This window comes from Planococcus ruber, from assembly GCF_022819085.1.
Classification (GTDB): Bacteria; Bacillota; Bacilli; order Bacillales_A; family Planococcaceae; genus Planococcus; species Planococcus ruber.
Window position 1 is genome coordinate 1091041 of sequence record NZ_JALHAG010000001.1, and the last position, 26763, is coordinate 1117803.

Annotated in this window: 30 protein-coding genes; 23 read left to right on the top strand and 7 right to left on the bottom strand. The window is 45.7% G+C overall.

All coding sequences use genetic code 11. The features are described from left to right. Positions 1-8: 8 nt before the first annotated feature. The 15 genes from metX to MTR82_RS05655 all read left to right on the top strand — a co-directional run bounded on the left by metX (position 9) and on the right by MTR82_RS05655 (position 13747). The gene (gene metX, locus MTR82_RS05585; RefSeq protein WP_052650552.1) at positions 9-1022 is read left to right on the top strand and encodes a homoserine O-acetyltransferase MetX; all 1014 of its coding nucleotides are present in this window, start codon (positions 9-11) and stop codon (positions 1020-1022) included. A 628-nt stretch (positions 1023-1650) separates the two neighbouring features. Further along, positions 1651-2430 (top strand): Flp pilus assembly protein CpaB, encoded by a 780-nt coding sequence (gene cpaB, locus MTR82_RS05590; RefSeq protein WP_246808198.1) that lies wholly within the window; start codon positions 1651-1653, stop codon positions 2428-2430. 11 nt (positions 2431-2441) lie between these two features. Further along, positions 2442-3581 carry a CpaE/TadZ family protein gene (locus tag MTR82_RS05595; RefSeq protein ID WP_052650554.1) on the top strand — a complete coding sequence of 380 codons (1140 nt, stop codon included), beginning with the start codon at positions 2442-2444 and terminating at the stop codon, positions 3579-3581. Positions 3582-3609: 28 nt separating this feature from the next. Then, positions 3610-4974 (top strand): TadA family conjugal transfer-associated ATPase, encoded by a 1365-nt coding sequence (locus tag MTR82_RS05600; protein ID WP_246808199.1) that lies wholly within the window; start codon positions 3610-3612, stop codon positions 4972-4974. Continuing rightward, positions 4965-5894, top strand: a complete 930-nt coding sequence (locus MTR82_RS05605; protein WP_246808200.1) for a type II secretion system F family protein — start codon at positions 4965-4967, stop codon at positions 5892-5894. Before MTR82_RS05600 ends, MTR82_RS05605 begins: the two co-directional genes overlap by 10 nt. A gap of 9 nt (positions 5895-5903) precedes the next feature. Beyond that, complete coding sequence (locus MTR82_RS05610) at positions 5904-6839, top strand: type II secretion system F family protein (RefSeq protein WP_052650556.1); 936 nt, start codon at positions 5904-5906, stop codon at positions 6837-6839. 20 nt (positions 6840-6859) lie between these two features. After that, positions 6860-7081, top strand: coding sequence for a hypothetical protein (locus MTR82_RS05615; protein ID WP_052650557.1), 222 nt, complete (start codon positions 6860-6862; stop codon positions 7079-7081). Between the two features lie 82 nt (positions 7082-7163). After that, entirely contained in the window at positions 7164-8573 is a 1410-nt protein-coding gene (locus tag MTR82_RS05620) for a vWA domain-containing protein (RefSeq protein ID WP_246808202.1), read from the top strand. A gap of 94 nt (positions 8574-8667) precedes the next feature. Next, positions 8668-9054, top strand: coding sequence for a TadE/TadG family type IV pilus assembly protein (locus tag MTR82_RS05625; protein ID WP_246808204.1), 387 nt, complete (start codon positions 8668-8670; stop codon positions 9052-9054). After that, a complete protein-coding gene (locus MTR82_RS05630) occupies positions 9051-9788 on the top strand; it encodes a Tad domain-containing protein (RefSeq protein ID WP_246808206.1) in 738 nt (245 codons plus the stop codon). The genes MTR82_RS05625 and MTR82_RS05630 overlap by 4 nt, the downstream gene beginning before the upstream one ends. A gap of 10 nt (positions 9789-9798) precedes the next feature. Then, positions 9799-9987: a hypothetical protein gene (locus MTR82_RS05635; protein ID WP_052650561.1), complete on the top strand. Its 189-nt coding sequence runs from the start codon at positions 9799-9801 to the stop codon at positions 9985-9987. 18 nt (positions 9988-10005) lie between these two features. Further along, a complete protein-coding gene (locus tag MTR82_RS05640) occupies positions 10006-10728 on the top strand; it encodes a hypothetical protein (protein WP_052650562.1) in 723 nt (240 codons plus the stop codon). 24 nt (positions 10729-10752) lie between these two features. Then, positions 10753-12078 (top strand): hypothetical protein, encoded by a 1326-nt coding sequence (locus MTR82_RS05645; RefSeq protein ID WP_246808573.1) that lies wholly within the window; start codon positions 10753-10755, stop codon positions 12076-12078. Positions 12079-12122: 44 nt separating this feature from the next. After that, on the top strand, positions 12123-12905 hold the full coding sequence (locus MTR82_RS05650; protein WP_246808207.1) for a hypothetical protein: 783 nt from the start codon (positions 12123-12125) through the stop codon (positions 12903-12905). A 137-nt stretch (positions 12906-13042) separates the two neighbouring features. Then, on the top strand, positions 13043-13747 hold the full coding sequence (locus MTR82_RS05655; protein ID WP_246808208.1) for a DUF4309 domain-containing protein: 705 nt from the start codon (positions 13043-13045) through the stop codon (positions 13745-13747). 49 nt (positions 13748-13796) lie between these two features. Here the strand turns inward: MTR82_RS05655 and MTR82_RS05660 are convergent, their stop codons facing one another. Further along, a complete protein-coding gene (locus MTR82_RS05660; RefSeq protein WP_052650566.1) occupies positions 13797-14027 on the bottom strand; it encodes a helix-turn-helix domain-containing protein in 231 nt (76 codons plus the stop codon). Positions 14028-14136: 109 nt separating this feature from the next. Between MTR82_RS05660 and MTR82_RS05665 the strand changes: the two genes are divergently transcribed. The 4 genes from MTR82_RS05665 to MTR82_RS05680 all read left to right on the top strand — a co-directional run bounded on the left by MTR82_RS05665 (position 14137) and on the right by MTR82_RS05680 (position 18126). Then, complete coding sequence (locus MTR82_RS05665; protein ID WP_246808209.1) at positions 14137-15021, top strand: EamA family transporter; 885 nt, start codon at positions 14137-14139, stop codon at positions 15019-15021. Positions 15022-15139: 118 nt separating this feature from the next. Further along, positions 15140-15832: a response regulator transcription factor gene (locus MTR82_RS05670; protein WP_246808211.1), complete on the top strand. Its 693-nt coding sequence runs from the start codon at positions 15140-15142 to the stop codon at positions 15830-15832. After that, entirely contained in the window at positions 15810-15971 is a 162-nt protein-coding gene (locus MTR82_RS05675; RefSeq protein ID WP_246808213.1) for a hypothetical protein, read from the top strand. The genes MTR82_RS05670 and MTR82_RS05675 overlap by 23 nt, the downstream gene beginning before the upstream one ends. Position 15972: 1 nt before the next feature. Further along, entirely contained in the window at positions 15973-18126 is a 2154-nt protein-coding gene (locus tag MTR82_RS05680) for an ATP-binding protein (RefSeq protein ID WP_246808214.1), read from the top strand. Between the two features lie 32 nt (positions 18127-18158). On the opposite strand, the gene MTR82_RS05685 is transcribed toward MTR82_RS05680, so the two are convergent. The 5 genes from MTR82_RS05685 to MTR82_RS05705 form a co-directional block, all read right to left on the bottom strand. Next, positions 18159-18794 (bottom strand): response regulator transcription factor, encoded by a 636-nt coding sequence (locus MTR82_RS05685; RefSeq protein ID WP_052650570.1) that lies wholly within the window; start codon positions 18792-18794, stop codon positions 18159-18161. Then, a complete protein-coding gene (locus MTR82_RS05690; protein WP_246808216.1) occupies positions 18772-19815 on the bottom strand; it encodes a sensor histidine kinase in 1044 nt (347 codons plus the stop codon). Before MTR82_RS05690 ends, MTR82_RS05685 begins: the two co-directional genes overlap by 23 nt. Then, the gene (liaF, locus tag MTR82_RS05695) at positions 19812-20507 is read right to left on the bottom strand and encodes a cell wall-active antibiotics response protein LiaF (RefSeq protein WP_246808217.1); all 696 of its coding nucleotides are present in this window, start codon (positions 20505-20507) and stop codon (positions 19812-19814) included. The genes MTR82_RS05690 and liaF overlap by 4 nt, the downstream gene beginning before the upstream one ends. Positions 20508-20573: 66 nt before the next feature. Further along, positions 20574-21212 carry a PspA/IM30 family protein gene (locus tag MTR82_RS05700; protein ID WP_052650573.1) on the bottom strand — a complete coding sequence of 213 codons (639 nt, stop codon included), beginning with the start codon at positions 21210-21212 and terminating at the stop codon, positions 20574-20576. A 12-nt stretch (positions 21213-21224) separates the two neighbouring features. Beyond that, positions 21225-21566, bottom strand: coding sequence for a lmo0954 family membrane protein (locus MTR82_RS05705; RefSeq protein WP_246808218.1), 342 nt, complete (start codon positions 21564-21566; stop codon positions 21225-21227). A gap of 173 nt (positions 21567-21739) precedes the next feature. Here MTR82_RS05705 and MTR82_RS05710 point away from each other — a divergent pair, with 173 nt between their 5' ends. From MTR82_RS05710 to trhO, 4 genes are all read left to right on the top strand, one after another. Beyond that, positions 21740-22825, top strand: a complete 1086-nt coding sequence (locus MTR82_RS05710) for a metallophosphoesterase (protein WP_246808219.1) — start codon at positions 21740-21742, stop codon at positions 22823-22825. A 13-nt stretch (positions 22826-22838) separates the two neighbouring features. Then, entirely contained in the window at positions 22839-23456 is a 618-nt protein-coding gene (locus MTR82_RS05715) for a DedA family protein (protein WP_052650576.1), read from the top strand. 82 nt (positions 23457-23538) lie between these two features. Beyond that, complete coding sequence (locus MTR82_RS05720) at positions 23539-24489, top strand: 2-hydroxyacid dehydrogenase (protein WP_246808220.1); 951 nt, start codon at positions 23539-23541, stop codon at positions 24487-24489. Between the two features lie 158 nt (positions 24490-24647). Further along, positions 24648-25604, top strand: coding sequence for an oxygen-dependent tRNA uridine(34) hydroxylase TrhO (gene trhO, locus MTR82_RS05725; RefSeq protein ID WP_246808221.1), 957 nt, complete (start codon positions 24648-24650; stop codon positions 25602-25604). Between the two features lie 180 nt (positions 25605-25784). Here the strand turns inward: trhO and MTR82_RS05730 are convergent, their stop codons facing one another. Further along, the gene (locus MTR82_RS05730; RefSeq protein ID WP_246808223.1) at positions 25785-26648 is read right to left on the bottom strand and encodes a MerR family transcriptional regulator; all 864 of its coding nucleotides are present in this window, start codon (positions 26646-26648) and stop codon (positions 25785-25787) included. Positions 26649-26763: the final 115 nt, after the last annotated feature.

Sequence of the window (26763 nt, forward strand, 5' to 3'; positions counted from 1 at the left end):
GGAAACGGATGACCAGTGTATCCATCGGCAATTTGGTTCTTGAATCTGGAGAAGTCTTGGAAAATGCAGAGCTTGCCTTTGAACGAACCGGCAACGAAGGCGGTCCTGTTGTTCTCGTTTGCCATGCGTTGACGGGAGATCAGCATGCAGTAGGGACCGCAGATCTTCCAGGCTGGTGGTCCGGATTGATCGGATCAGGAAATGCCGTGGACACCAATGTTTTCCAAGTCATCACGTTCAATGTGCTAGGGGGCTGCAACGGCTCTACCGGCCCCTTGTCCACCAATCCCAAAACAGGGAAGGCTTATCGTTCCGCTTTCCCGGCGATTACGATAAAAGACATGGTCCAAGCGGAATATCAAGCGTTGAAAGAACTCGGGATTTCACATTTGGCTGCAGTTATTGGAGGCTCGCTTGGCGGCATGAAAACCTTGGAATGGGGAAGATCCCATCCGGAATTTGTGGACATTATTTTTCCGCTTGCGGTAACCCCCTATTATAGTGCCTACGGCATCGCCTTCAATTACATCGGCATTCAAGCGATTGAAAACGATCCGCATTTTAAGAACGGCTATTATAGACAGTCATCTGATATAAAAGGCTTTGAAGTGGCGAGAATGGCCGGAATGGTGACATACCGCAGCAGCGAAATGTTCAATCAGCGCTTTGGCCGAAAACCTTTTGGGCACGTCTATGACGTAGAATCCTACTTGGGGTATCAAGGGCAGAAACTGGCGAACCGCTTTGATGCCAATAGTTATTTGACGCTCTTAAAAGCGATGAACACCCATGATATAGGCGATGGAATTCTGGATGTGGAAATTTTTGCGCTATCGTTTACGCACGATTTTCTTTATCCGAGTGAATTGATGGTTCCATGGCTGGAATCTCAGCCTCGGGCCGCTTGGGAAATCATCGAAACAAAGTTTGGACATGATGGATTTCTGGTGGAATTTGAAAAATGGAGCGGCTTTATCAGAAAAAAACTTGAATATGCAATCATGTCTAAATTATCAACCTGATTAATTTTGACAGACGAAAGACAGAGAAGCTTTTCCAGCTTCTCTGTCTTTTTTATATTTTTTTATTATTTTTGGTGATTTATTGCAGAGGAACAAAAACATTCAATAATTAAAATGAAAAAATAATTGGAAATTAAAAGAAAAAACCTTGATATCAAGATTGGCAATTGCGAATAACTAAGCTCAAAGTCTTGAGTATTTATCTCTATTGAATAACTCTTGAATTCGAGGTTTTTTAATAATGAAAAAATTGAAAAAATGATTAAAAAGTCCCGATTAAAAGAAGGGAATGAAAGGTATAGAAGCAAGGTAAAAGGATAGAGCAGCATTATAAGGAGGATGGTCCCAAAATAAAATGAAAGGATAATGAATAGTTGGCATTGTGACACGGAAGGGAAAAAATACCTATGAGACTTTTTGTCTGTAAAAAGTACATTTTTACAAAAACGATTTTGACAGCTTTATAAATTTAATGATAAGCATATAGAGGAAATTAAAATATAGATAAAAAGTGAAGGATAATATTGCCAATTTTATTAAACGAAGAAAATTTTAGCAAAGAGCAAAAAGTTTCCTGCTAATGCCGAGAAGTAGAGAAATAGATGCCTAATGCCAAGGGAGTGCCAAAATGATTGAATCCAAAAGAAAAGCAATTATCTTTTTCGTGCTAGCTGCCATTCTAGCAGGAACGGCCGGTTTCCTGACATTATCGAAAGTGAAGGAATTGAATAACGATTTGGGGACGATGGTCAAAGTCTATGCGGCCAAAGGGGATATCGCTTCTCGAAGCATCATCACACCGAAAGACGTAACTGTCGAAGAGATACCAAAAAAGTTTTTAACCGACCAGCATATTACAAGCACGGATGACCTCCAAAATAAGGTATCCGTTATCCCTTTATCAGCAGGGGACTTCATAACGAAAAATATGTTGAAGCAAGCTTCCGCAGTAATGGAAGAGAATAATCGCCTCATCACTTTAATGGCTTCGGATCGTGTGTTTTTCGACGAAGAGCTGGAAGCCTTGGACCGGGTTGACATTATCGTCTCTGTCCGTTTTGACAATGAAAACAAAACACAGATTTTCATGAAAGACGTAAAAGTGGCGCGTGTAGCCAATGACAATAAGAAGTTTGCTGGCGTGCAGCTGGAAGTTTCACTCGAACAGGCACCTAAGTTAATACATATGCAGAATTATGCAGATAGTGTCCGCATTATCAAAGCGAATGTCGGTGCTGGCAAAGAAGACCTGCCGGAAACGGACACAGCTGCTGAAACGGAAGCTGCCAAAGAACCGGCAGAAAAAGCTGGAGAAAAACCGAAAGAAGAAAAACCTAAAGCAGAAGAGAAAAAAGAAGCAGACAAGAAAGAACAGGATGACGCAGCCGAAACGTCTCCGGAGAGCTGAGGGATTTGGATATGAAAGAATCGAAACTATTGATTGTCGGACAGAAAAATGAATTATTTACATTGCTCACTCGGCAGTTTGAAGGTGAGTTTGACTATATGTGGCTTGATCCTACCCATTTGCGTTCGGAGCTGAAAAACGTGGATCCGGCGCTCGTTCTTTTATTGCACGAACCTGGGAAGGACTTGGAAACCCATGCCTATCTCCAGCAAGAACTTAACGGGACGCCGGTGGTCTTTGTGCACGAAAGCCACGATTTTCAGTTATTCCGCGATCTGGTAAGAGCGGGGGCAATTGATTATTTCGTCATTCCTGAAGATTTGAATGGCTTGGAAAACCAATTGGCGATTATGCTTGCGCGGCTTGAAAAGTCTCCAGAAAAAGAAAAGCAATTGAGTTTCAAGCGCGGGAGCGGACAAGTATTCGCTTTCTATAGCGGCAAGGGAGGAAGCGGAAAAACTTTATTGAGCACTGCTTTCGCCCAAACCTTAAAATTCGAGTCTACCGCTCAAGTGCTCTATATCGACCTCAACCTGCAATTTGGAGGCGGGGAGTCGTACTTGGGTGTAGAAACCACAAGAAATATTCTGGATTTGGAGCCGGTCATCAAAGAAATGACCGAACAGCATTTACGCAACGTAACGGAAAAAGAGCCTCTATCGAAAATGGAGCTGCTCATCAGTCCCTGCGATGCAGAACTTGCTGAGTACATTACAGAAGATTTTGTTACACGTCTTTTGCGTGTATGCCGCCGGGCCTATGATTTCATCATCGTCGATTTGCCGGTGAATATGGATGAACGTACGTATACGGCCTTAGTCGAAGCAGACCGCATCTATTACACAACGTTAATGGATACGCCTTCCATCCGTGTTTTCAAACATACGGAAGAATTGTTCCAAAAGCTTGGGATTCCAACTGCAGACCGGCTGGAATTGGTGCTGAATGAAGTCGGACGGGAAAACGAATTAAGCAAGAAAGATATTGAACGTTTTATCGAATACCCTGTGGCAGCTGAAATCAGACGCGATATAAAAGGAATACAGACCGCGATCAACAAAGGTGAGACACTCCGGAAATTGCCCAAAGAGAAAAAACTTACTCCCGCTGCAAAAGATATGCGGAAATGGGTCGTATCCATGCTGAAATAATCCACTTTAAAAGGAAGGAGGGAAAGCGATGTCGCTCTTTCAACGGAAAAGAACCGAATCAGCAGCGGCGGCCAGCGAGACTGTAGCGGTACAAAGCGCCCAAGTAATGAGCCCATATTTGGAAGAATTGCTGGAGCATTACAAAGCGCGCCTGCTGGCAGAAACCAATTTAGAGCCGCTGATAGCCGCTGAAGAATCTGAGCGCCGCTTGTCGATTGAACGGCTGATCAGCCAGTTTATGCTCGAAGAAAAAGTGGTCATCTCGAAAACCGACCGCGAAATGCTTTTGACGCGTTTAATAGATGAAACAGTGGGTTTTGGCCCATTAGAGCAATTATTGAAAGATCCGACGATTACGGAAATTTTAGTGAATGGACCGAAAGAAATCCACGTGGAGCGAAACGGCCGGCTGGAATCTTCCCATATCACCTTTAAAAACGAAGAGCATGTCCGGCACATTGTCGACCGGGTAATCGCTCCGCTTGGCCGGCGAATTGATGAAAGTTCGCCGATGGTTGATGCCCGCTTGCCCGATGGCAGCCGGGTGAACGCCGTCATTCCGCCCATCAGTTTAAACGGTACATTGCTGTCGATCCGGAAATTTCGGAAAGAGCCCTTTGAAATGGAAGATTTGCTGCGGCTTTCTTCCTTGGATGAAAACATGTCCAAATTCATCCGGGCTCTTGTAGAAGCAAAGCTTAATATCTTAATCTCCGGCGGAACCGGGAGCGGGAAGACGACGCTGCTGAATGCTGTAGCGAAATCGATTCCGCTCCATGAACGGGTCATTACCATTGAGGATTCGGCAGAGTTGAGGCTGAATAGGGGAAGCGTTGTCGGTATGGAAGCGCGTCCGCCAAACGTAGAAGGGCAAGGGGAAGTCAGCATCCGCCAATTGGTGCGGAACTCGCTGCGCATGCGTCCGGACCGAATCATTGTCGGGGAGGTCCGGGGAGCGGAAGCTTTCGATATGCTGCAGGCAATGAACACCGGGCATGAAGGGTCGCTGACGACCGTCCACTCCAACTCGCCGGTTGATGCCATTAGCCGGGTCGAAGGTATGGTCATCATGGCAGGAATGGATTTGCCAAGTGAAATCGTCCGGGAGTATATCGTCGGAGCACTGGATTATATCATCCAGGCTGACCGTCTCGGGGATGGGCAACGCAAAATCGTCAATATTTCAGAAGTATATGTAGATGAAGACAAAGGCGTTAAAATCCGGGATGTGTTCATTTTCAAGCGGACCGGCACCGGCAAAAATGGCGAAGTCATCGGCCATTTTACTCCGACCGGCTATATTCCGAAATGTCTGGACCACCTGAAGGTATTCGGCATCGATTTGGATGAATCCATGTTCCATGTCAAGGAGGAGGTGGCTCAATGGACATAAGCATTGCCATTTTATATAGTGCAGCAGTTTTGGCGCTGCTCTTTGGCGTTTATTTGTTCCTTGACTACCGCAGAGGAAAACAGGAGTGGAAGAAAAAGCTCAAAACCTGGTATCCCGAAGAAAAAAGAAAAAGTGCCATCAGCCTTTGGGGAGACCGATTTGATGAATCTCCGATGTCTGAGAAGCTGACGAAGAAACTCAAAAGCGCCAACGTTTCGCTGCTGGCTTCTGAATACATCGGCATTCATGTGCTGGGCGTTCTCATGCTCTACGTGGTTTTCAATATGATTTTCAGCATGGCGGCATTGCCAAGCATTATATTGACCATCGGTATTTTAGTAAGCAGCCATTTTCTATTGTTCTATATCCGAAAAAACAAGTACGAAGAACGCCTGAATGAACAGCTCAGTGAAGTCTGCCGGCTTCTGGCGAATGGCGCCAGATCGGGAATGACCATCACCCAAGGAATTGACTTGGTGGCAAGGGAAGTCAATGAACCGGCGAAAGATGAGTTCAAGCGGCTCTCGAATGAATTGAAACTGGGAGTGCCGTTTGAAACCGCGCTAAGGGCCGTCCAGAAAAGGAACAGTTCGCGGGACTTTCAATTATTTATCGCGACCTTGCTGATTCAGAAGCGGACAGGGGGCAATTTGGCGGCAACGCTTGAAACGATGTCGCATACCTTGGAAGACCGGAAATTGCTGCATCAGACCATCCAAACGATGACTTCTGAGCAGCGCTATATTTCGCTGATCGTTCCGGCGATGCCCATATTCATTCTTTTGTTCATGAACAACATCATTGATGGATTTACGGATCCGCTGACTACGCCAATTGGCATCATTATGATGATTGCATTCGGCTTGGGAATCATCTTGTCATTTTTCCTGATTCGTCAAATTACAAATATAAAAGTGTAGGTGAAGGGTTTGGATGCGCTCATTATTTTTACGATTATTGTCTTCTGGTTCATGGTGATTTTAGGAATCCGCAACTGGTCCGTCTATGTAAGTGAAAAAAGGGGCGTGCTCGTGCACGTTTCCGAAACGACGCAGATTGATGGTTTCGATAAGAAAAAGAAAAAACAGAAACAAAAAGCCAATCTGTTCAGCCGGTTAAGCGGCTATGCAGATGAATTTTCGGAACTGGGACAGCGCATCAATTTCTTTAGTGAAAGCATTGAAGTGGCCGACTGGCTGAAAAAATCCGGCAACCCTTATGAATTGACGGTTGCCCGCTTTCAAGGATTGAAGATTTTATTGTTCATTATCGGATTTTTTGCAGCGATGCTCGCATTTATCATCGGCTTGCCCTTCTCTAAATACGGCCTGGTTTTCTTGCCGCTGATCGGCTACTTTATCCCGATTTACTTAGTGAGGTCGCAAGCGAAAAAACGCCAGGAAAAACTGAGAATGGATTTGCCCGATTTTCTGGATACCATCAGTACGAGTATTCAGGCTGGGGTTAGCCTAGACCAGGCATTAAGGGAGGTGATACGCTTTTTCGACGGTCCGCTCCGAGAGGAATTTATGCGCTTCAATCAGGAAATTGACCTAGGGGTGCAACGTGAAACGGCTTATCGGAACTTGCTGGAACGCAATGACAATGAAGAGTTTCAGCAATTGATCAAATCTCTTCTCCAAGGCATGAAACTAGGGGTGCCTATCGCAACGACTTTTAAGATCCAGGCGGAAGATATGCGCCAGCTAAGACAGGAGCGCGTCAAAGAACTGGCAGCCAAAGCATCGCCGAAAGTCACTTTGGTAACAACATTTGTAGTGGCGCCGGTTTCAATCATGATGATTGCAGGCCTGATGCTGCTGAATATGATTTACGGAGAAAACAGCATTTTCAACATACTATAAAACTTTAGGAGGAATTTAACATGAAAGAAAAATTAAACGACCTTAGCTTGCAAATGGTGACATCAATGAAAACGGCAGTAGATAACGAAAGAGGATCTCAAACGTTGGAATGGATCGGGATTGCAGCAGTTATTGTCATCGTAGTAGGTGTAGTTTCCCAAGCATTCTCAGGCGGCGACTTTGGAACGACGCTTGTAGAGAAATTTAATGGATTCATCGGAAAAATCGGCGGCGGGGAGTAATCTCCCCCTGCTTTTCTTGGTATAAGGGCTATCGCCTGAAGCCGGATATTGCAATGAATACGCATCATGAAAGGAGCATACGATGAAATTAGGCAAGATTTTAGCAGCATCGTTGCTTGTGCTGGTATTGGCAGCCTGCCAGCAAGACGAACCTGAAGAACCGAAGGCAGCAGACGCCGGCGAACAAACCAATGCAGAAACCGATAAGGAGACTGCAGCTGAACCCGAAGAAAAAGTTGAAGAAGAGCCGGGGCTGGAAGAAGTGATTTCGGAAGGGGATTTAATTGCCTTGCCGGAGACCGATCAAGACTTGATCAGCCAGCCGGTCGGCAAAATTGGACATCTGGATCTATCAAGCGGTGATGAAGAAGAAATTGAGCCCGCCTTCTTCGAAGCATTCGGAGAAGTGCCGCCTCTAAAAGAAAATGCAACTGGGGAAGAAATGGATTTATATTTCAATTATCTTTATTCCATCGTTGCCTATGATTTCCAGAATCCTCAGGATGTACTGGATCAATTGGAGTTTGCACTTTCCGGAACACCGGAAGCAGATGAACGTTTTGCTTTTAAAGAAAACTACAACGTGGAAGTCATTTTGGATGCCAGTGGGTCTATGGCCAACTATGTAGGCGGCAAAACCCGTATGGAGCTCGCGAAAGAATCCATCCGCAATTTCATGGCACAAGTTCCGGAAGAGGCGAATGTATCCTTGCGGATCTACGGCCATGAAGGTACAGGTTCAGAAGAAGATAAGGCGGCCTCATGTGCAGCAATCGATGAAGTTTACGAGCGCGGGACCTATGATAAAGCAAAATTCGAGCAGGCTTTGAATACATTTGAACCAGCAGGATGGACGCCGGTTGCCGGAGCATTGGAATCGGCTCAGGCAAGTTTTGAAGGGTTGGACAGCCAAACGAATACAAACTTAATTTATATGGTCAGCGACGGCATTGAAACTTGCGGGGGAGACCCGGTAGCGGTAGCGAAATCTCTAGCGGACAGCGACGTAGCGCCAATTATCAACGTCATTGGTTTTAATGCAGACGCCGAAGCCCAGCAGCAATTGAAAGACGTCGCTAAAGCAGCAGAAGGGATCTTCTCAAATGTGACAGACGGCAAGCAATTGACTGCACAGTTTAAGCAATCTGAGGAAGTATTGAAAAACTGGAAGAGCTGGAAGCAAAACTCCGAATTGGATGTCTTGAAAGCGAGCAATGACAGCTGGCTGGCCATCCAGCAATTTGAAAATAATTGGAGCGCTTCCGCTTTGAAGCAGGAGCTGGCATTAAATAGAGGGCTGCGTTATTTGCGTGAAGCCGGTTATATCAACTGGGACCAAAAAAGCGTTCTCGAGAAAAAAGTGTATGAAATCAGTGATGTAGCCAACGCAGCAAAAGGGCCGCTCGTTTCAGAATTGAACGAAGTGAAAGAGAAAGGCCTGTCAGAAATGCGGAAGCAGATCAGTGACAAATATCCAGACGAGGCAGAATGACAGCAAAAAGGGGACTCCCCTTTTTCCGGCTTATACATGCGCCCCCTGCAGGATAAGCCGGAAAAGCGGGAGTCTATCAGGTGAGGTGGAAACCATGAAAAGAACATTAACCAATGAAGAAGGATCGGCAACTATCGAGTTTTTGGGCATGGTCCCTCTCGTATTTTCAGTAATGATGATTGCCTGGCAGTTTATCGCCGGATTTCACGGGCTGATGATTGCAGAATCCGCGGTGAGCGAAGCCGCGAAAGTTTATTCGGTCACAGCGGATGCAGGTGAAGCATCGCAAGCTGCGCAAAATATCGTAGACGCGGGCGGCAGCTATATCAGCTTTGCTGGCGCGCCGATTTCCGGGTCGAATAATTTTACCGCCTCGGTAAGCGTCAACATTGATTTTGTCTTTCTTCCTGCCAGCATGTTTGGAGGAGGAAAACCCACTTTTTCATACACTGCCGATACGTCAGGCAAGGTGATCAAATGAAAAAGTTCAAATCTTATTTAAACAATGAGCAAGGGAATATCGCATTGTTTGTCATTGGCCTATTAAGCGTCATGATCATCTTGTTTGTGCTCATTCTCAATTTAGCAGGCGCTTTGATTGTAAAAGAGCAGGCCATCTCCACTTCCCAGCAAGCGGCTTTAGCGGCAACGGCTAGTTTGTATGAGGATCTTCCCGATTTCATTTCAGATTATGAGACAAAGCTAAAGGAAATGCTGGCAGAAGAGGCTGAAGAAGAAGGCGGGGAAACAGAACCGCCTGAAGAGGCTGCACCAGAAGAGGAAGAAGACACTATAGCCGAACTGATTGAAAAAGAAGTGAACAACCTGTCAGGTGAAATGGCGGAGTATTCATTGAACGAAATTCAAAATGAAGCGATTGACCGGGTATTGTCCAGTGAAATGGACAAAGGATTAGGCGGTGGATTGCTCAAGAAAATGTTGAATGATGAGATGGAATACCGGTGGATCAATTCGATGAAAGAAAGTGCCCGAAATACCATCTTGGCAAATGGCGGGGAATTGGCAGGGGCGCAAATGACCGTGTTCGATAATGGCCAAGTGGTCGTCAAATCTTCGAAAGAAGCCAGTGCCATCGGCTATAACGGTTTTTTTGCCGGAGCCGTTAAAAATTTAACCAAGTCTTCTAAAGGCCCTGAGATCCTGTTCGTCCAGAAATTAGCTGGGTGGGAAGGCAGAACGTATTCGTTGGAATAGGAGTGGAAAAATGAAAAAAGAAAAAAAGTGGAGAAGAATTTATCTTGTATTGATGATTTTCTTTTATGCCATATTTGTACCGGTCACAGTAGGAGAATGGCTGTTCAGTGACGGGAGCTTCCCGTTCACCGCACTCGCAGTGGGGCTTGCACTTCCGTTCATGAGAAAAAATCATTTGGCGCAGCTTCAACAATCATAAACGACAGGAGGTTTTACGATGGAACATCCGATTCGTTCGGCGTTCAGTTTTTTTGGACAGAAATATGAGCGGTTGCTGTTGTTGGTCCTGTTTATCCAGCTTCCGATCATTTTGCTGCAGTTCTTTGCATCAAACTACATTTTGGCAATTACCCCTACGAATGGTGCACTGTTTGGCTTTGGAGATATTTATTCGGCTTTCATTGTGTTTATTTTGTTCTTTTTTACGCTTGTACCATTCGTATACTTTTGGCATTTTGAAGAGATTGGGCACGACCGGCCGTTAAGGCAGGCATTTTTTCAATTTGCTTTAAAGGGCTTTCACTATTTTGTCTTTTCGGTAGTCGCCGGTTTGCTGGTAACAATTGGTTTTGCATTGTTTGTTCTGCCCGGCGTCATTTTATTGGCAATTTTTGTGATGGCTCCGGTTATTGCGATTATCGATAATCAATCGGTTTGGTCATCCATACGGGAAAGCGGCCGGATTTTCAAACGGCAGCATTGGAAAGTTATTTTATTGATTTTCTGTTTTGGGGTCGGCGAATTTATTATTTCGGCAATTGTCCAAGCCTTAGTGCTGGATATCACGAACTCTTTCCTGGCTATCGCGATTTGCCATATCTTCTTGAATACCTTATTTTTGCCTTTGTTTTATCTAATTCTGGCATCTTTTGTATTGAAGTGGAAAGAAGAGCTAAGTTTGTTCTCAATTGATCACCAAGATATGGCGATGCAAGATTAATGAATGAATAAAGGAGGGGAAGAAATGGAATCGACGATCAAACGCATATTTGCATTAACCGCAATTCTGCTTATTGTCGCCCAATCATTTTTCGGTTCTGTTGCATTTGCGGTTTCGCCGTGGACGGGAAATACGTGGTCAGGGGACACCTGGTCCGGCGATACTTGGGAAGGGACGCCGTGGGAAGGCAATACGTGGTCAGGAGACACCTGGTCCGGCGATACGTGGTCCGGAGACGGAACCAATGGCGAAAGCTGGCAAGGCGACGGCACAAACGGAGATGGAACCAACGGCACCGGCACGAATGGAGATGGGACTTCAGGTGATGGAACCAATGGTGACGGAACATCGGGTGACGGGACTTCCGGCGATGGGACGAACGGAGATGTCACCGGCGGCAATGGCACGAATGGAGATGGAACTTCGGGCAACGGAACGAACGGTGACGGAACATCCGGCAATGGTTCAAGCGGTGCCGGGACGAATGGCAACGGAACGAACGGCGACGGATCAAATGGCAGCGGGACGAACGGTGACGGAACGTCCGGCAACGGCTCAAATGGCAACGGCACCACTGGCAATGGAACGAACGGTGACGGATCTTCCGGGAATGGGACGGATGGCGGCACCGGCAGTTCTGATTCGAACTCACCTACACCTTGGGAAGTTACAAGCTACATCGGCAACGATGTCATTTTGGGGCAAGTAAGGTTAGCTTCGGAATCTTTTAATGCAGATGCTGCCGATACGATGGGAGGCAGCACGAGCTCCTTCCTGCGTTCATCACTGTTAAATGGGTTGAAGCTTGGAATTGATAGTCCGATTCTCGACTTTGCCTCGGATGTTTCGGATGGAGTCGACGTTTATCAAGATGCAAGAGGCGCGATTTCGACGCTTACATCCGGCACGAACATTGCTACAAATACAACGGCTGCCGGTTCCATGATGAGCGGTGCAGCGCAGGCCGGATCATCGGCTATGGGCGCACTGGGGAAGCTCAACGTGGCAACGGCAGCAGTGGGCACCGTTTTTGGAGCAGTTGATACCTACAATAACACAGCTCAAGCCATTAGCGTATTTCAAGACAGCAATTCAACAGGTGCAGAACGTACAGCAGCTGTGACAGATGCAACAGCAAGCTTCGGCTCTACATTGATGAGCGCTGGCGGAGTAGCTGCAGCGATTCCGGGCGGCCAGGCGATTGGCGCTGGCCTCGTTGTAGCAGGCGCAGCCATTTGGGGCGCATCGAAACTCACTGGCTACGTAGCGAAGAACTGGGACGGCATCAAAAATACGGCTTCGAAAGTGGGCGGAGCAATCTCTAAAGGTTGGAACGCACTGTTCGGTTAATGTTATCATCTAGAAAGTGACAACCAAAGGAGATGAAGGCGACCATGGATGATCAAACGACTAAACTTTTAATGAAAAAAGTGAAAAAACATAAAAAGTGGACGGAAGGCGCATTCGTAAACCCGGTTTATTGGGAAGTGAACGGCAAACCTTATTATATGGGCGGGTTCACGAAAAATAATGAAGTCGTCGGGACGGCTTATGTCAGCACCGGCGACGAGGTAAGGGAAGAAGCGATGGAAGCGCAGTCCAATCTTTCTTTATTTGCGGACTTGAGCTCAAGCATATTGAATGCCGGAGGAGAACGGCTGAATATCCCAACGGAATATTATACCAATCCTTTAAATATTCCCGTTTCTACAACTGATGCCAAAGTGCTTGAAGGGCGAAAAGCGTTCGCTGTTCTTTGGGAGCTTCAACAAAAATTCAATGAAGATACAAGAGGCTATAAAAATTATTATGATGAAGCGCTGAAAATTGGAAGAATCACTGAAGAAGACGTGCTCAGAACGCAGCAAACGGCGAATCAGATGAGTATGTACCAATACACTACTCTTCATACTTTAGTCCAAAAGAATGAAGAAATCCGTTCTTTTGCCGCTTATTTGGAGAAGCAGGACGGATGGGACCGATTGATGAAAGAAGAACAGAAATTCGTTAAGGGCATCGCGGAAAATAAAGACATGCTGCAAAAGAATTTACGCAATCTGGACATGGCGGAACATGCAGATTATGAAACGATGACTGCATTGAATTTCGAACGGATGGTTGAAAAAAACAAGAAGTCGATCGACAGCCAGAAACAATTTGTCCGGTATCCACTTTAAATGAAGAAGTAGCTCAAGAAACAGGTTGTGGATCCCGCAGCCTGTTTTTTTATTAATTTGAGTAAAAGTGAGACATTTTCCGAGCTGAAACGTCTAGTTAAGTATGAAAGTTATTCTAATAAAAGGATGTGGACGCTTTGCGTACGAAAATTTTTTCGATGGGTGCAGTTGCTTTATTGGCGTTCGGTTTAGCGGCTTGTTCGGATGAACCGGAGGATCAGGCAGACGTCACGACAGAAGAGACAATCGCAGAAGAGATGCCAGACGATACAGAAACTGCTGAAGAAGCAGAGCAGGAAACTTCAGAAGATGCAGTTGCAGGTGAAACAAACGAAACAGAAGACGCAGAAGCTGCTGATGGAGAAACTGAATCAACAGAAGAAATCTCAGATGAACAAAAACAAATGGCAATCGATACATTGAAAGGCATTGTAGAAGATGCAGAAAAAGGAACGGTTTATCGCTTTGCGAGCGGTTTTACGGTAGGGGAAAGCACGCGTGAAGAAGTGTATGCCGAAATCTCGGAACCTGAGGAGCAGGCAGGAGAATTCGATTTCTACCACGGTTCGATGGGGCAAGCTTCTTATCAAATCGCATATGACGAAAATGATGTGATGAAAGAAGCACGGTATTATGGCACGAATGTGGAAAGACAAACGAATTTAGGCGGCATTACGAAAGAAGATCTGCTGAAAGAAATTGGCGAGCCGGCAGAAGAAAGAACCATTTCTGCCACAGGAGAAACCAATGTTATCTACTATCTTGGAGATTACGAATTGCAGTTTATTCTTGGGGAGGACGGTACCACTGACCACGTCAACTTGCTAAAGAAATCCAACTAAAAAGCATCTCGCCGCTCCAGCGGTGAGATGCTTTTCTCATAGGCGAATCTTAGTCCTCGTCTTTAATATCCACATCATCCGGAATAGGCGTTGCCCGCCATTCGGCCAGTTCGGCCTTGGCTAATTCCAACTGTTGGAAATGCGTTTCGAATTGGGAGGTGTTGATCAAGTACTGTTCACCGTCATGGACTGCACGAATACGGCCTTCTAATACATAGCGGTTGACTTGTTCTTCAGGCATCGATAAAAACGCGGCAGTTTCCGGGACTGTCATATACATATGATCATCTCCTCTTTTTCTTTTAATTATAATAGAAGGAAGGTGGTATCTCAAATCTTATAATTCGTGTAAGCTAGCTTATAAGAGCAAGCAATCAGGAGGGTTTTAGATGTATTTTCGGTCCTATATATACGTGTTGCTGGCTGCTATGCTGTGGGGGACTACCGGAACGGCTCAAAGTTTTATCGTAGGGGCGGCGCATCCGTTGGCAATCGGTGCTTTGAGGCTTGGAATCGGTGGGTTTGCCCTGTTGTTAGTAGCCCTTGCAGCTAAGAAAATTGTTTTTCGTGCGGTTCCTTGGCCGGCAGTTTTTCTTTCAGCGGCAGCTATGGCACTGTTTCAGCCCCTCTTTTTTTCGGCAGTTCAATTAACTGGAGTAGCTGTCGGTACAGTAGTCGCAATTGGAAGTGCACCGGTGTTCTCAGGAATGATCGAATGGATCGTGTTGAAACGCAGGCCGGATCGCGTGTGGGCTTGGGCAACAGCTGCTGCCATTGTGGGCTGTATATTGCTGTTTACAAACGGGGACTCTTCTGCCATTCGGCTTACAGGTGTTTTATTGGCTTTAGGGGCAGGCGCCGCTTTTGCCGGTTATGCAATGGTTAGTAAAAATGCTTTAAGCCAAATGGAAGCCGTTCCTGCCGTCGCCGTTATTTTCTCGATAAGTGCGTGTTTCTTGCTTCCATTTTTATTTGTGTTGGATTTATCTTACATCGCAGATCCTGTAAATATTGGCGTCATTGCATATCTGGGAATCGGTGCGACAAGCCTTTCTTACATCTTATTTTCAACAGGGTTGAAAAAAATCCCTTCTTCGTCGGCCGTTACCCTGTCGCTGGCCGAACCGCTGACAGCGGCCATTCTCGGTGTTTTCATCGTGCAGGAAGTGCTATCCAGCACAGCTTGGATAGGAGTGGCCCTGCTATTAGGCGGAATTCTTATCTTAACTTTCGGGAAGCGGAAAGCGGCAGCTGCAATTTCCAGCTCCTCTTAAGCTTGTCGGAGCTGAACGGGCGCTTCCGCTTTTCTTAAGAATTTCTTCATATTTTTCCTTCGTTGTGCTTAAGAATTGCCTTTTATAATAAAATCTATAAACGGAAGAGGTGAAACTGATGGCTCCTTTTACAGTATTGGTCACAGACGACGACCAGGACATTCGCGACGGCATTGAAATCTATTTGAAAAATGAAGGATATCAAGTGCTTAAAGCAGCTAATGGCTTGGAGGCCATTGAGCTTTTAGAAACCCATGAAGTGCATGTCATCATATTGGATATCATGATGCCGAAACTGGATGGCATTTCAGCCACTTTTAAAATCCGGGAACAGCGCAATATCCCGATTATTATGCTTAGCGCTAAAGCGGAAGACTCGGATAAAATCCATGGCTTGTCTGTAGGGGCGGATGATTACGTAACGAAGCCGTTCCATCCGATGGAACTGGTCGCCCGGGTAAAGTCCCAACTCAGACGTTACGTTACTCTTGGTACCTACCAAGACAAGGCGCAGCGGATTGAAATTGAAGGCCTGGTGCTGGATTCGGAATCGAAAGAAGTGACATTGCACGGAGATTCGATCAAATTGACGCCGATAGAATTTAAAATAACCGAATTATTGATGGCCAACGCGGGGCGTGTTTTTTCCATCAACGATATATATGAACGGGTCTGGAATGAACCGGCTTATAATGCAGAAAATATTGTGGCGGTGCATATCCGGAAAATCCGGGAGAAGATTGAAACCGATCCAAAGAATCCGAGGTATTTAAAGGTGGTGTGGGGCGTTGGCTACAAAATTGAAAAATGATTTTTGGTCGATCGTCGCAGTTGTCATCGCATTGTTCAGCTTGGCTTATTGTTTATCTTTTATTTTTGAGTTGTTAGTGAATTTTCCTGCTGTGGATTTGATGGCATCTCTCCGTGCATTATCGAAAGGGGATGCCTGAATTGAAAAAATGGATATGGCTGATCCTTCTGGCAATCATTTTAGTCAGTTCTTTCAGTGTATTAGAGTCGGGAAAAGGTTATTTCGGCAAATCCTATCTGGACACGATAGATTTTGACAACGACCTTTCCTATTTTGAAAACAGTTTGATTGCGCTGGAGCTGGATCCGGTAAACGCGGAAGATGTGGGAGCTGTTACACAAGAGCAGATTGAAGAATATCGGATGCGCTATGGAACCTTAAGCGAACAAGTCCAAAGCATCCAAAATCAATACGCAGCGGATATCGACGAGGCAAAGGCAAACGGGAATGCCAGTGTAGAGAAGATACTGACGGAAGAACGGGACAACAAAATAGAAGCGATTCGCAGTAACTTTGCAGATGATAATGTAGTTAAAGAAAAAATAATTGCCGAACGGAAAAATGAAGTGGAGAAAACCACCCAGGAATTGAACCGGCAAAAACTTTCTTTCAAGGAAGACTATGACTATTTCGTTTATAGCCTGACAAATTTAGAGACAGGCGAAACCTTTAAAAAAGGGGAGTTGAAAAGCAATCCTTATTTTAAGAAAGAATATACGCCTGGCAATCCACTGACCATGGATTCCGAGTATTTTTACGGAAGCGAAGTCCAAAGCATGGAATTTCCACTTCCTTTATCGGATGCGAATTTTGAAGGAACGCTGCAAATTGACCGGAAGCTGTTAAGCGAATCTTTTAATGGCAGTCTGTTTGATCATTTTACGTTCACAAAGTACATGTTGTATGTAATGGCTGGCCTGGCTGTTGTAGGAGTTGTGCTGCTTTTGACCAAACTGCCTTTCAACAGAAAGTGGTTTGTAGACAGCCCGTTGAATGAAAAATGGAGCAGCTTGCCGTTGGAAGCACGCCTTTTCCTATTGGTTCTGACGTTGCTTTTGGCCTTGCCTTATGGCAGCAGAAAATTTATCAATATGCTGCAGTATTCCTGGTCTGATAATATGCTCCGATACGGCAGCGGTTTGGCCTGGCAGTTTATCCTGGCTGTCGTCTTTATCGCTTTAGCTATTATTCAAATTATCTGGATGCTTAATTTTTATAAAGGCTGGCAGCACTTGGAACAGGATATCAAGAACAGTTCAATTTTCAAGAGCTTAAAAACGGCGAGCCAGGCCTTTTTGAAAAAATCAATCGGTGTTCAAATGCTGATTTTGCTGTTTATCATTTTCCTATGGGGGATGGGGACAGCCGCCATGTTTATGAGTTGGGGAATTCTGATTGTCTGGATTCCCGCTACGCTCTTTATCGGGATTCCAGTTTTATTGATCACCATGAGCCGCTTTGGCTATTTGAACATTTTGATGCGGAATACAAAAGAAATGGCCGAAGGCCGTTTAAACCAAGACATCCCGATTAAAGGCCATTCGCCTTTAGCCGACCATGCCCGGCAGCTCACCCGCCTGAAGGAAGGCGTAAGGCTGTCAATGTCTGAACAGGCGAAAAGCGAAAGGCTGAAAACCGAATTGATTACGAATGTCAGCCATGATTTGCGTACGCCGCTGACGTCCATCATTACCTATACAGATTTGATGAAAACACCGAATTTATCGGAAGAGGAGCGGCTTTCCTATGCCAATATCCTGGACCGCAAATCACAGCGGTTAAAAACGCTGATCGAAGATTTATTCGAAGTTTCGAAAATGGCGAGCGGCAATATGGAACTTAACCGAACAAGGCTGGACCTGAACCAACTGCTCCTTCAAGCTCTGGCAGAACATGCAGAAGATATTGAAGCGTCTGGACTGGATTTCCGCGTCGCTTCTCCGGAGAGTCCGCTTTACGTGCAAGCAGACGGCCAAAAGTGGTGGCGAGTGCTCGATAATTTAATCTTAAACGCCATCAAATATGCGATGCCTGGAACCCGTGTCTATATCAACTTGCAGGACCGGGATGGCCAAGCGGAATTTACGATTAAAAATGTTACGCGCTATGAATTGGGAGAGAATACAGATGAATTGTTTGAGCGCTTTAAACGCGGCGACACTTCGCGGCAGACTGAAGGCTCGGGGCTAGGCTTAGCGATTGCCCAGTCCATTGTAGACCTCCACGGGGGAGAAATGAAAATCGAAGTGGACGGAGATTTGTTTAAAGTCATTGTAACCATCAATAGCCTATAGAAAAACGCCGCCTGGGATCCAGGCGGCGTTTTTTATTTGGGCGGTGAAACCAGTTTATGCTGGAAAGCGTAGATGACCGCTTGGGTGCGGTCATGGACTTCCAATTTTGCGAGCAGGTTGCTGACATGGGTTTTGACGGTCTTCAGAGCGATAAAGAGTTGATCGGCTATTTCCTGATTGGTATAGCCATTTGCAAGAAGCAGAAGGATTTCCATCTCCCGGTCCGTCAATTCATCATGAAGTACACGGTCGTGGCGCATTTGCTTCATCATCTTGCTCATGACTTCCGGTTCCAATACCGGCGTGCCATTCATGGTTTCACGGATGGAATCGGCAATGCGTGAAGCTTTTGAGGTTTTTAAGATATAGCTGACAGCCCCGGCTTTCAATGCCGGATAAACTTTGTCGTCATCTAAGAAACTGGTCACAATCATAATTTTCGCTTCCGGCCATTCACGGATGATGGCTTCCGTCGCTTCGGCGCCATTCATGACCGGCATGACCATATCCATTAAGATGACATCGGGCCGGAGTTCCAAAGCCATTTTGACGGCTTCTTCGCCGTTAGCGGCTTCTCCTGCGACTTCCATGTCCGATTGGGATTGGAGATAGGCAGAGACGCCGATGCGCACCATTTCATGGTCATCAACTAATAAGATTCGAATCATTGGAAATCTTCCTTTCGATAGGGACTTTCACTTCGACAATGGTTCCTTCAGAAGGCACGGAAACAATTTTGCTGGTAGCGCCGATTTCAATCGCCCGCTCTTCGATATGCTTTAATCCGTAAGAAGTAGACTTCGACTGCTCGCTTTCAAAACCGATCCCGTTATCCTGTATACGTAAAATAGCAAAATCATCTCGTTCAATAAATAGAATATGGACTTCGGTCGCTTTGGAATGGCGCAGTGTATTGGATAAAGTTTCTTGGGCGATGCGGAATAAATGGTCTTCAGCCCCTTTTTGCAAAGGCACTTCTTCAAGTTTGTGTTCGATTTTAAAAGAGACTTTCTCTTTGAGTTCGGAGACGAGCTCATATAAACCTTGCCGCAAGCTCTTGTCGTGCAGGGCAGCCGGCCGCAGATGGAGAAGCAAGGCCCGCATTTCAAGCTGGGCTTGCTGTACCATTTTCTCGGTCTGCAATAAGCCCGGAGAAGCCTGGTCTTGTTCCGTCATCGATGACAGCAGCATGGATGCGGCGAATAATTGCTGAGACACTGAATCATGCAATTCTCTAGCAAGACGCTGCCGCTCCATTACAAGCCGTTCCTGAATGAGTCTGTCTTGGGTTTCAGCCCGTTTATTTGAAATCCGGGTCAAGCTTCTTCGCTGTGATTCCAGCAATTTTTGCAGTTTTAAAATGGAGGTGGATAGATTTGCCGGGAGCGTTTTCATATGGGCGGCTTCAATCACAGTCTGGTCTTCATTTCTTAGCAGTGCTTGGAAAATATCCTCAACTTCCTGGACTTTCGAACGAGACAACGATTCTGTCCACCAGGCAATGCCTCCGGATAAAGCCAAAATCAGGACAAATAGCCAAATGCCAAAAGGCAGGCCGGCCACGAAATCTTCCCAAAGCACCGACCAAGTTCGTACAGAAGGGAGGCCCAGCAAGACGATTAAAATACTGAAAATGATCGCTGCAAATAAAGCGGTGAAAAATAAACTGCGCGGCACGAGCTTTTTCATCGGCGAATCACCTCGACATCTCCCATCCAAGTAGTGATGGTGACAATCATTTCGGTGCGGCTGCCGTCTTCTGAAAAGCCGTCTTCAGCGTGTACAGTCCCGTTCCAAATGCGCTGCTTGCTTCCTGTGAAAAAGCGGGCTTCCCCGAGCAAGGTTGTGTAAAAAATACGGACGGGAACTTCATAAGGAAGAATGACTTTCACTTTGCCGAATCCTTGGCGCACCGAGATGACAGAAGTCTTTTTCGGCAACACGGTCTGCGTGGCATCAATCAGCAAATCACCGACAAATCCTTGGACGTGGATGTCTTTCCACTCGTAAGATTCGATCGGGGTGCTTTGCGCCGAAAAGAACTTGTTTTGGATCAGCCCTTTGTCCACCATTCCTTGAATTGGAACGGTTTGCTCCCATTCTTCGCCTTTCCAAAGCTTGATCAACAGGTAGATGGCTACGCCGAAAACGAGAAGGCGTAAACTCCACATGGACAGAACGGAAATGCCGATTAAGATAAAGCCGGTCCAGATATACGATTTTCTGGATTTTGTGCTCTTTTTCATTCCGTAGTAGAGCAGTCCGATACCAAGAAGAACCAAAAACACGCTGCCATTTTGGAAAAATGCAGCTTCCACGAATATGAGAAGTAAAGCGCTTAAGATGAAAAACGCCTGTTTGTTAGTAGTTAAATTGCGCATCGCAGTTTTTGCCTCCTTCTTTGTAGCAGAAAAATGAGAAGAAGTGGATCTTCTTCTCATTTTAGTTTAACCAATTTCCTTTTGTTGTGCGCTCTTTTTTTCTAATAATTCCAAGCGGCGCTCCATTGCTGAACGTTCATGGTCCTCTTCTACTTTGGCTCCCAGGTTTTTAATGTAGGAAGCCATATCATCATAGGATCCCAGGCGTTCTGCAGCGAGTTCCGGATTCAGCACTTTATCCATTTGATGGTGGGCGCGTGTCGCATTTTCTTTCCCCATCAATTGGAGCTGTTTGACTTTCATGTCTTTTACTTTGTGTTTCATTTCTTCGTAGCGCTGTTCAAGACCGGTCAACTCTTCCAAGTTCTCTGAAATGCTGCGCTTCAATTCCGACACCCGGTTTGAATAAGCCGCCACTTCCATTTCAGCAAAAACGGATAAGTCACTTTCTCCCGATGCCTGAGCCAATTCAAGCTGAGATTGGCGCTTCTGGAGCATGGCCGTCGCTTCATCTAATTCTTTTTCCAGTTTAACATTTAATTGCGCTTGCCGTTCAACCCATTTTCCGGTGTCCGTTGTTTGTTTTTCTGCTTCTAAGATGTAGCGGTTCAGCACTGCAAGCGGATTTTTTTCTTCTTTTTTGGATACCAATGCATCCAAGTCAGTTGCTACTGCGAATTTAAAGCGTTCCCAAATTGATGTCATTTCTATTCCTCCTTATTTTGAAAGCTTATTCCATTGTTTTTCAAAGTTCGTAAACGGGTCATCCGTTTTAGCAACCGTTACCGGCTGCTCGTTCCATTTGCGGTAAATCATCCATAGGCCAAATGCTGCGGCAACGCCGATCAAAGCCGGTATATTTGAGATGGCAGATAAGACGCCGACGGCTCCGACAAAGCCCCACCAAATTTTTGCTGCTGTTGTTGTGCTTTTCAAGTAATAATGTACGCCCATGTAAAGAATCAATCCGGAGATGGCCAATCCCGCAATGGCGCCAAGATTGGAAAGTACGATAATGCCGGCGATAGCGCCGAGGGTAATCATCCAAAACTTATTCAATTTAACTCCTCCTCTCAATTTGTACCTTAATCATACCAAGGCGGTAAATTCCGCAACACGGTCCTTGACTGCATCTTTCACTAAGACCTGAGGCTTAGCTGCCTCTCAGCAAGGCTGAATGAAGGGGAAGGTGCTATAATAGCTTCTATATAAAAAGAGAAGAGGAACTTCATATGAAAATAGTAAGTTCTATTATAGGAGCACTCGGCATCTATTTGCTGTTAGTGGTTTACTTGGGCTGGAATGTATACCTATGGGTAGAAACAATCGCCCCTTGGATGAATATCGGGCTGTTTTCTTTCCTTTGGCTGCTTATCGCCTTCAGCTTTTTCATCGGCAGGCTCGGGCATAGATGGCTGGCATTTACCATCATCGGCTCCTACTGGTTTGCATTTTTGCAATACGCGATTCTGCTCATCCCTTTGGCCAATATCATCGGGTTAGTGATCGATCTGAAAGATGAAGTTTTCGTTTTAGGTACAGCCGTAGCGATTTTATTTGCTGGTATATTCTCCGTGGGCTCTTATCTCGCATACAGCCCGGTTCTCCGGGAATTGGAAATCGAAGTGGAAGGGCCGAAACAGGAGCCGCTGCAGATTGTCATTGGATCGGATTTCCATTTAGGCGTCTTATCCGGAAAGCGGCATCTAAAACGATTTGTAGATCGAGCCAACCGCTTAAATCCGGACTTAGTGCTTTTGGCCGGTGATCTGGTCGATGATGATCCGATTTGGTACGCCCGCTACGGCATGAAAGAAGAAATGGAAAAACTGAAATCCAGATTCGGTGTCTATGGCGTTCTTGGAAACCATGAATACTATGGAAAGAAAATTCCGCTGCTGGAACGTTTGATGGAAAGTTCAGGGGTGAAAATTCTCCGGGATGAAACCATTTTGGTGGGAGGCCGTTTCTACATCACCGGACGGGAAGATCGGACGAACGGAAAGCGCCATGCATTGGGATTGCTAAAACCGGATCAGGATTTGCCATGGATTGTCATGGACCATACGCCTTCCGATTTGAAAACCCCGATACCGCTGGGTGTAGATTTTCATATTTCCGGGCATACTCATAAAGGACAGATGTGGCCGAACCACTTGATTACCCGAAAAGTCTTTGAACTGGATTATGGCTACCGGAAAATAGGTAGCACCCATTTCTTGGTCTCCTCCGGTTTTGGATTTTGGGGCCCGCCGATCCGTACCGGCAGCCGGTCGGAGCTATGGTCCATTAAGATGAACTTTAAAGAAACAAAATAAGAGGGGGGAAATAATGGAACAATGGATTACAGATATCATGTCGGATTATGGATATATCGGGATATTCCTGCTGATCATGCTGGAAAACGTTTTTCCTCCTATTCCTTCTGAGGTTATATTGACAGTAGGCGGCTTTATGACGACTACGACCGATATGACGATGTTGGGCGTTATCCTCGCTTCTACAGCAGGTTCAGTGGTGGGAGCCGTCGTTTTATACGGAGTAGGACTGCTGGTAGACGTAAAGCGCCTGGAAAGAATCGTTGAAAAATACGGCAGTTGGCTGCGGGTGAAAAAATCGGACATCCACCGCGCGGATCGCTGGTTTGATAAGTTTGGAATTTGGACCATCTTTTTTGGCCGCTTAATTCCATTGGTTCGAAGCCTGATTTCCATTCCGGCCGGGATGTCTAATATGAAGCTATGGCTGTTCCTTACCTTTACGACGCTCGGAACGCTGCTTTGGAACACGGTGCTCGTATACGTCGGAGAAGCGGTCGGCGATAACCGGGAAGCGATTTTGAAGCAATTGGATATTTATTCAAACGTGGTCTATGCGTTGATTGCGCTTTTCGTGATTGCGGTCATATGGTATTATTTCAAAAAAATAAGAACACGGGAAATGGATTGAAGATACTGGGAAAACTGTTGGCGTTTGCCGGCAGTTTTTTTAGTTGCTATAATTGTTTGACAATAGAAAATGGAGGTATTATATGAAACCGATCATTTATATAACGCAAAAGCTGCCGGACGAGGCAGTGGCAGAATTACAGCAAAGTTATGAGGTCCGTATGTGGCATGACGATCAAACTTCTGCCCCTAAAGAAGAGATCGTCAAGCAAGTAAAAGAGGCGCATGCATTATGGGCCATGTTGTCCAACCAGATTGATAATGAAGTTTTTGAAGCTGCACCAAAATTGAAAATCGTTGCTAATCTAGCAGTCGGCTATAATAATATCGATTTGGATGCAGCCCGGAAACATGGTGTCATGGTGACGAATACACCGGAAGTTTTAACGGAAGCAACAGCTGACTTGACTTTTGCCTTGCTGCTGGCGACAGCGCGACGCATTATTGAGGCGGAAAAATCTGTCCGTTCAGGCGATTGGAAATCGTGGTCGCCAATGGGAATGGCCGGGCAGCAAGTTGGCGGCGCAACGCTCGGGATCATTGGAATGGGGCGAATTGGAGAGGCAGTTGCCAGACGCGGCCAAGGCTTCGGCATGAATATCCTATACCACAATCGAACACGTAGAAGCTTAGAAGACGTGAAATATGCAGGACTCGATGAACTTCTTCAACAATCGGATTTTGTCGTCATTTTGACGCCGTTAACAGAAGAGACAAGAGGGATGATTGGGGAGCGCGAGCTTTCCCTCATGAAAAATACGGCGTGCCTGATCAACGTAGCCCGCGGCGGCATCGTGGACGAGCAAGCGTTGTATGAAGCGCTGAAGTCTGAAAAAATCTGGGGAGCGGGCCTGGACGTGTTCGAACAGGAACCCGTGCCGTTGGATCATCCGTTATTGAGCCTGCCGAATGTCACCGTCCTGCCGCATATTGGAAGTGCAGCGATCCAGACGCGTCTCTCGATGATGGCTTTGAATGCTGAAGCCATCCATTCTTGTTTGGAAGGGCGTTCTGTAAAAAATAGAGTTTGTTAGAAGAAGAGCAGCTGCTGAGAGGCAGCTGTTTTTTTGTTGGAGGACCATTCGCGAAATCTTGCAAAAGTTGAAATTTACTGGCGTATGATGTAAAATAATCTAGGTTTTTAAGCCTTAAACGGTTAAAAAGACAAATTGAAGAATAGGGGGTATGATTCATGCAAAATCATACACACAATGTTTTACTTTATTATCTATACACGCCGATTGAAGATCCGGAAACGTTCGCAGCTGAACATTTGGCAGCGTGCAAAGAGCTGGGGTTAAAAGGGCGCATCCTTGTTTCCAAGGAAGGAATCAACGGAACATGTTCCGGTACAATCGAACAAACAGAAGCATACATGGAAATGGTGAAGAGCGATTCACGCTTTTCGGATATCGTTTTCAAAATAGACGCAGCAGATGGCCATGCATTCAAAAAAATGCATGTACGCCCTAAAAAAGAAATCGTTCACTTAGGACTGGAAGAAGACATCAATCCGCATGAATTGACGGGAACTTATTTAGAGCCTGCGGAGTTCTATAAACGCATGCAGGACCAGGATACAATCGTGCTGGATGCACGCAACGACTACGAATATGACCTAGGCCATTTCCGCGGCGCTGTACGTCCGGATGTTGAAAACTTCCGTGATTTGCCGGAATGGGTCCGTGAAAATAAAGAAATGTTCGAAGGCAAGAAAATTTTGACTTACTGCACCGGCGGAATCCGCTGTGAAAAATTCTCTGGCTGGCTAAAAAGAGAAGGCTTTGAAGATGTGGCCCAATTGCACGGCGGCATCGCGACATACGGAAAAGATCCGGAAGTGAAAGGACAGCTTTGGGATGGGCAAATGTACGTCTTCGATGAGCGCATTGCTGTGCCGATCAACCAAGTGGAGCATGTTGTCGTAGGGAAAGACCACTTTACTGGCGAACCATGCGAACGCTATGTAAACTGCGCCAACCCGGAATGCAACAAGAAAATTTTGGCTTCTGAAGAAAACGAACACAAATATATGCGTTCATGTTCAGACGAATGCCGCGAACATCCACGCAACCGCTATGCATTTGAGCACGGATTAACCGGTGCTGAAGTGCAGGAGCGCTTAGACGCATTAAAAGAAACGGTTTAAGACTTCGAGAGTCTGGACATAAGAAAAACGCTGCCAAATCGGCAGCGTTTTTCTCTGTTTCATTGTTCCTGCTTTTCTGCACAGTCAAAGCAAATCAGTTCACCGTCTACGTATACCCCATCAAGAAAGCCGTCCCGGCAATAGATATCTTTGCCGCAGCTGCTGCATGGTCCGATCAACTCACGCATCTTGCAAAATGGAAGCGTACACGTACATCGCTTCTTTCAAATAGTTTGCCAGCCCTGCGCCGTGCTGGTCAATGTTATTGGCAAATCGGCTATCAGCCGCATACAGGTCGGCGAGGCCGCGGAACATTTTCGGCGTGCAATCGTAGAAGCGGTTTAGCAACGTAAAATAGGCATGCATTTCTTTTTGAACTTCCGCCGCTTCCGGAGGGAGATGCATCAAACTTGCAACTGATTGGTAGATGCGGTTTCCTTCCCGGTTGATTTCTTCCAAATCTTCTTCTTCTTTTTCCAGCTGTGGCTCTTCGACAGAATTTACTTCTTCAACGAACTCTTCCAGTTCTGCTGGCGAATTCACAAACGGCGTAAGTTCTTCTGCACTGACCTCCATAATTTCTTCGCTGGTTGCGGCAGGAGAATCGGCATCAACCTTCGCTTCAAGTTCCGGAACTGCCATTTTGTATTTTTTAATGTCATCGTCAGTTTTTTTGATGGCAAATGCTGCAAAGCGATCTGCATTCGTCATAGGGGCGGCTCCTGCATTTTCAAGCAGCGTTTGCTCCGCGCTGCTGATCAGGCTTTCAAGCCGGTCTTTCTTTTTTCTCAACAAGTCAATATGTGTGGTCAATGCGTAAGTAGAGTCAAATCCTTCAGCAACGATTTCCTGGATCTTTTTCAGCGAGAAACCAATTTCTTTGAAAAATAGAATATGCTGGAGCAAACGCAAATCTTCATCGTTATAGTATCGATAACGGTTTGAACCAATATTAGATGGTTTCAACAATCCGATGCTGTCGTAATGGTGAAGTGTGCGCACACTGACACCCGCAATTTTTGCCACTTCCTGTACTTTGTACATATGATCACCTCTTCTTTTAGATTAGACTATGACGCACCGTTAGTGTCAATAGATTTCAAACAATTTCACAGAAATGGCTATATGTTCACATTAAAAAGCTTCTGCTTTTCTAAAA